Origin of the sequence: Micromonospora deserti, assembly GCF_003236335.1 — a bacterium.
GTDB classification, from domain to species: Bacteria; Actinomycetota; Actinomycetes; order Mycobacteriales; family Micromonosporaceae; genus Micromonospora; species Micromonospora deserti.
Window position 1 is genome coordinate 1 of sequence record NZ_POUB01000341.1, and the last position, 5,662, is coordinate 5,662.

Annotated in this window: 7 protein-coding genes and 1 pseudogene; 5 read left to right on the plus strand and 3 right to left on the minus strand. The window is 71.2% G+C overall.

The features are described from left to right. The first annotated feature begins 284 nt into the window (after positions 1 to 284). Complete coding sequence (locus C1I99_RS28670; RefSeq protein ID WP_233512769.1) at positions 285 to 767, plus strand: DinB family protein; 483 nt, start codon at positions 285 to 287, stop codon at positions 765 to 767. A 68-nt stretch (positions 768 to 835) separates the two neighbouring features. Here the strand turns inward: C1I99_RS28670 and C1I99_RS28675 are convergent, their stop codons facing one another. Next, complete coding sequence (locus C1I99_RS28675; protein ID WP_111137329.1) at positions 836 to 2,182, minus strand: cellulase family glycosylhydrolase; 1,347 nt, start codon at positions 2,180 to 2,182, stop codon at positions 836 to 838. A gap of 311 nt (positions 2,183 to 2,493) precedes the next feature. Continuing rightward, on the minus strand, positions 2,494 to 2,724 hold the full coding sequence (locus C1I99_RS28680; RefSeq protein WP_158554115.1) for a carbohydrate-binding protein: 231 nt from the start codon (positions 2,722 to 2,724) through the stop codon (positions 2,494 to 2,496). A 48-nt stretch (positions 2,725 to 2,772) separates the two neighbouring features. Between C1I99_RS28680 and C1I99_RS28685 the strand changes: the two are divergent. The 4 genes and pseudogenes from C1I99_RS28685 to C1I99_RS28700 all read left to right on the plus strand — a co-directional run. Next, positions 2,773 to 2,979, plus strand: a pseudogene (locus tag C1I99_RS28685) (glycosyl hydrolase family 18 protein); the annotation flags it as partial. Positions 2,980 to 2,988: 9 nt separating this feature from the next. Next, the gene (locus C1I99_RS28690; protein WP_088995221.1) at positions 2,989 to 3,225 is read left to right on the plus strand and encodes an HTH domain-containing protein; all 237 of its coding nucleotides are present in this window, start codon (positions 2,989 to 2,991) and stop codon (positions 3,223 to 3,225) included. After that, the gene (locus C1I99_RS28695; RefSeq protein ID WP_111137327.1) at positions 3,225 to 3,803 is read left to right on the plus strand and encodes a Clp protease N-terminal domain-containing protein; all 579 of its coding nucleotides are present in this window, start codon (positions 3,225 to 3,227) and stop codon (positions 3,801 to 3,803) included. The genes C1I99_RS28690 and C1I99_RS28695 overlap by 1 nt, the downstream gene beginning before the upstream one ends. 115 nt (positions 3,804 to 3,918) lie before the next feature. Continuing rightward, positions 3,919 to 4,917, plus strand: coding sequence for a diacylglycerol/lipid kinase family protein (locus C1I99_RS28700; protein ID WP_233512768.1), 999 nt, complete (start codon positions 3,919 to 3,921; stop codon positions 4,915 to 4,917). Between the two features lie 192 nt (positions 4,918 to 5,109). Here C1I99_RS28700 and C1I99_RS28705 read toward each other — a convergent pair. Then, positions 5,110 to 5,662: alpha/beta fold hydrolase (locus C1I99_RS28705; protein WP_146604076.1), on the minus strand; the 553-nt coding region annotated here is incomplete at its 5' end.

Genomic DNA, 5,662 nt, shown 5'->3' on the forward strand with positions numbered 1-5,662 from the left:
CCTACCCGGACCACTACGCACAGTGGGAACAGCAGGCCGCCGACCTCGTCACCCAGCACTGGAACAGCTGACCCACACCACCAACACCCGCCGGCCGGCACCCCACACGGGGCGCCGGCCAGCGGCACATCCACGGCCGGCACCCATCGCCGACATCGGCACCGGGCCGGGAAACCGGCCAACCCGAAGAATGTCCGTCCTGCTTGCTACCGTGCTGCACTCGCCAGTAGCGATCCCGCGAGGCTTCCGACAACTCTTCACCACGATCAGAGGCTGTGGACCGGATGGACGACGGCGAGAAGAACGCACTGTTGATGTTCCTGGAGGCGCAACGCGCCAGCGTTCTGGCAATCATTGATGGCCTCGACGTCGAGTCGTTGACGACGCCGGTCCTAGCTTCGGGATGGACACCGCTGGGGCTCGTGGAACACCTTGGCTACGCCGAGCGGCACTGGTTCCAGGAGATCGCCACTGGCTCCGCCGAGCCGCTGCCCTGGCCCGGCGACCACACACCATTGACCACCCCGCGACCACCATCTGTGGTCTTCGCGTTCTACCGCGCGCAGTGCGAGCGATCCAACGCCGTCCTTGCCTCCACGCCACTGTCGGCGCCCCCGCGAGGACGTCACCCAGCCCCGCTCGGAGACGAAATCACCGACCTGCGTCGGATCGTCTTGCACATGATCGAGGAGACCGCACGCCATGCGGGCCACCTCGACATCGTGCGGGAACTGCTCGATGGCAAGACAGGGCTCGGGCCTCGATGAGAGGGCTCTTGCGGCGACGGGGGCCTGCCGGCGACGCCGACCAGCCCCGGCGTCCCGGGTCGGAACGGTCAGAAGTCGTCCGCGGTGCGCATGCGGTCGTGTACCCACCTGCCGGCCGGCTTGAGCTGGCCCGTACCGCTGAACTGCCCGCCGGCGCACGTCCCGGTGGTGAAGACCGCGCCGGAGCGGAAGTCGTCGGAGTAGTTCCAGTTCACCCAACTGATTTTCTTGCTCGCCATAAGGTCGAGGTAGCGCTGGGCCATGGTGAAGTTGTTCGGGCCGTCGCCGGAGGCCTCCTGGGTCCCGAACTCGGTCACGAACACCGGGAGCCGGTCCGCCGCACTTGCCAGAGCGTTGTAGTACGAGTCGCCGTGCGATGCCGCGTAGAAGTGGAAGACGTACATGAGATTGTCCGCGGCAACCGGGTTGGCGGCGATGGTGTCGACGCCCCCACCGGTTCCGGAGACACCGAGCGACGACCAGTCGGGGGTGCCGACGAGCACCACCGCTTTCGGATCTCGCTGGCGGATGACCGGGATGACCTGGTCGGCGTAGCTCTTGACGGCACCCCAGCTGACGCCGTTCGGCTCATTCGCGATCTCGTAGAGGACGTTCGTCTTGTCCCGGTGGCGGTCGGCGATCTCGGCGAAGAAGGTACGCGCTCGCGACAGGTTGTAGTTCGGATCCCCGGGCGTGAGCATGTGCCAGTCGACGATCGCGTAGAGGCCGCGGGCGGTGGCCAGGTCGATGTAGCGGTGGACCAGGTCGGTGAAGCGGCGCGGGTCGGTCTCGTAGCCGCCCTCCTGGACGTACATCGAGATCCGCAGCACGTCCGCCCGCCACTCCTGGGCGAGTACGTCCAGGGAGGCGGGGGTCACGCAGTTGGCGTACCACTGGAGGCCATGCGTGCTCATGCCCCGCAGTTGGATCGGCTTACCGTTCCGGTTACACAGTTGCCGGCCGCAGACCCGCAGCTGCCCGTTTGCCGCCACCGGGGTGCTGCCGGGGGGTGCGGTGGTCGGTGGCGGCGGGGGTGGACTCGTCGTCGGAGGAGCCGTGGCGTCACACGGCTGGCCGTTGAGCCGGCAACCGCTCGGGCTGCCGGAACCGTTGCCGATGAAGCCGAACGTCACCGAGGCGCCCGGCGTGATCGTGCCGTTCCACGACCGGTTGGTGAAGCTGTAGTGCTGCCCGTCGCTGGTCATCAGCGCATCCCAGTACGAGCCCACGGTGGTACCCGGCGCCAGGTCGAACTCGACCCTCCAGGAGTTCAGGGTGCTGCTGCCCCCGTTGGTGATGGTGTAACGGCCCTCCCAGCCAGATCCCCAGTCCGAGATCTTGACGAACGTCGCGGTCGGTGTCGCTGCCGCGGTCGCGGTGGCGGTGGCGGTGACGGCCAAGGGCGCCCCCGCCATGACCGCGACGACGCCGGCCAGGATGAGATTCCTACCGCTCAGCTTCACGGGTCCTCCAATAGAGACGTCGCCCGAACGGCTCACCGGCGGCCGAGGCCGGGACGGGGCACGGTCGCGCCGTGATCGAACCATAAACAAACTTAAATATTCTGGCAACATCTCGAACAGGAGGAGTGGTGGTATCCACGCCGCCATCGCGCCGGATGCCGGCTCCGTCCTAGCTGTCAGACCTGCGCAGACGATGACCGGCAGCACATCGCGCGGGCCGTTCCGGCGCGCCGCTGGCAGGGCGGCGCGCCGGGACGGACCGGTTACAGGGCCTGCCAGAGCGCCGCCACGTTCGGCGGCTCCCAGCCGGTGATGGAGGTGTGCGCCTGGCGGCACTGGTACGCGCGGCCGTCGTAGGTGACTCGCGCGCCGACCGCGTACGCGGTGTTGGGCGCCCAGGCCTGGTACGCCCCGGGTGACGTCGACGGGCTGGCCGAAGGCGGCGCGCTGGGCGAGGTGGACGGCGACGCGCTGGGCGACGCACTGGGTACCACGACGGGCAGTCGGTCTCGACGTACGGCTACACCGGGCCCGATGGCCAGTGGTGGACGTTCGACGATCCCTGGTCGCTGCAGCGCAAGACCGCTTGGCTGAAGTCCAGGGGTCTACTCGGCGTGATGATCTGGGAGATGTCTGGCGATACCGGCACGCTGATGAGCACCGTCGACGCCGGATCCCCGCCGCTCCACCTGCCGTCGGCAGAGATCGCGGCGTCAACGAGGGTTGACACAAGGGTGATGTCAACGTAAGTTGACGACATGAGTCAGGCGACGGAACTCGCGGCCGCGGCCGGCAGCACCGACCCTCGGGTCGGGCTGCGCGCCGTGCGCGCGCTGCGCCGGTTGCTCGAGCGGCTCGAGGTGGTCCAGGTGGACAACGCCCGCAGGCAGGGCTGGTCCTGGCAGGAGATCGCCGACGCGCTCGAGGTGAGCCGGCAGGCGGTCCACAAGAAGCACGCCGGGCGGCCGGCGGTCGGACAATCCTGGGAGGCGTGATGTTCGAACGGTTCACCGAGCGGGCCCGCACCGTGGTGCGGCGTGCCCGGGACGAGGCGCGTGTCGAGGGGCAGCGGCCGGTCGGCACCGAACACCTGCTGCTCGCCCTGCTCGCCGACGGCGACAGCCTCGCCGCCCGGGTGCTCGGCGAGGCCGGCGTCCGCGCCGACGACCTGCGCGCGCGCATCCGCCGGGCCACCGAACGAGGCGGCACCGGCCTGGGCGACGCCGACGCCGCGGCGCTGCGGGAGATCGGCATCGACCTGGCCGCCATCGTCGCCCGGATCGAGGAGTCGTTCGGCCCCGACGCGTTGCGCGAGGCCGTCCCGGAACCGCGTCGCCGGTGGGGCCGCCGACGGTACGCGGGCGGGCCGTTCTCGCCCCGCTCGAAGAAGGCGCTGGAGTTGGCGCTGCGCGAGGCGCTCCGGCTCGGCCACCGCCACATCGGCACCGAGCACATCCTGCTCGGGGTGCTGCGGGAGGGCCGGGGGCTGGGTGCGCTGGTGCTCACCGAGGCCGGTGTCGACCTGGACGACCTGCGCCGGCGGGTGGAGATGGCGCTGCGCACGGCCGCCTGAGACCGGAGGCGCCCCGCGGCGAGCGGGCACGGCGACCCGGCTGAACCTGTGCGACGCGGTCACACGGGGCCGCTCATGGCTCGCTGAACGGTCGGGCTTGCTGCACACTGACGCCGTGGATCCTGGACAGGGCCGGCGGTCGGCCGAGGGCGGGCTGCGCTCCGCCGTGGTGGTCAACCCGGTGAAGGTGGCCGATCTCGACGAGTTCCGCCGGACCGTCGACGACGCCCTCGCCGCCGCCGGCTGGCCCGAGCCGCTGTGGTTCGAGACCGCCGTCGAGGACCCCGGTCGGGGCCAGACGGAGCAGGCGGTCAAGGCTGGCGTGGACGTGGTCTTCGCCTGCGGCGGCGACGGCACGGTGAGGTCCTGCGTCAGCGGCCTGGTCGGCACCGACGTGGCGCTCGCCCTCCTGCCCCAGGGCACCGGCAACCTGCTCGCGGCCAACCTCGGCCTCGCCAACGACCTAGCCGCGGGGCTGGAGGTGGCGATCGAGCGGGGCCGGCGGCTGCTCGACGTCGGTGCCGTCGAGGACCACTACTTCACCGTCATGGCGGGGATGGGGTTTGACGCCCAGATGCTCGCCGCCACGTCCGAGACCACCAAGCATTGGATCGGCTGGCCGGCGTACGTCATGGGAGCCGTGCGGCACCTGCGGGACCGGCCGATGAAGGTCTCCATCAGCATCGACGACCAGGCGCCGCTGCTGCGCCGGGCACGTTCGGTCCTGGTCGCCAACGTCGGCCGGCTCCAAGGAGGCGTACGCCTGCTCACCGACGCCGAGCCGGACGATGGCTACCTCGACGTCGCGGTGCTCACTCCGCGTACGCTGCGGCACTGGATCGCGCTGGGCTGGGCGGTGCTGCGCCGGCAGGACCGGGTCCCCCGGATGGAGGTCTTGCGCGGCCGGCGGGTGGAGATCACCAGTAACCGGGCCCAGCCCCGGGAGCTCGACGGGGACCTCATCGAACCGGGTTGCACCCTCCGGGCCGAGATCCGCCGGCGGGCGCTGTGGCTCTGCGTGCCGCAGCCCGAGCAGGCGCCCGACCTGGCCGCCGATGCCGCGGCCGCCGCCGACCGGAGCGAGCAGCTCGTCGAGGAGGCCCGCCGGGAGTAGCATCCGCCCCTGCCGGAGATGCCGCTGGCGGCCGACGAGCAGCTCCCCGCCGACCACAGGGAGGCGGTGGCTACCAGGCCAGGTTGATCAGGACGGTCAGGACGACCGAGGCGACGATCGAGAAGAGGATCATCAGCAGGCAGCCGAGGCCGCCGCCGAGGGGACGGATCTCCACGTTACCGAAACGCATGGTCACCCTTTCGTTAGCGATGGGGCGAGGAGTCGGCGGATCGCGTCGGCGACCTGCACCGGCGCGGTGGTGGCGACGTTGTGCGCGGCCCCCGGCACCACCACCGTACGGGCCTGCGGCACCAGCCGGGCCACCTGCGCCCGCCAGGACGGCGGTACGACCGGGTCCCGAGAGCCGGTGACCACCAGCGCCGGCACGGCGATGCGGACCAGATCCGCCTCGACCGGGTTGCGTACCGAGTGCGACAGCGTGGTGCGGACCCGCCAGGGGCGCGCGTCCCAGACGTCCCGGACCAGGATCGGCGCCTGCAACGGCGCTTCCCGCGCCACGTCCACCAGCCAGCGGCCGATCTGCCGGGGTCTGGTCCGGGCCTTCGGGTCGCAGGTGGGGCCGGCGAGCACCACGGCGCGGACCGTGTCCGGGTGCCGGCTGGCGAGCGCGGCGGCCACCTGCGCCCCGGACGAGTGTCCGAGCACGCAGGCCGGCGGCAGCCGGTACGCGGCCAGCCAGGCGGCCAGGTGGTCGGCGTGCGCGGTCACGTCGTACGCCTCGCCG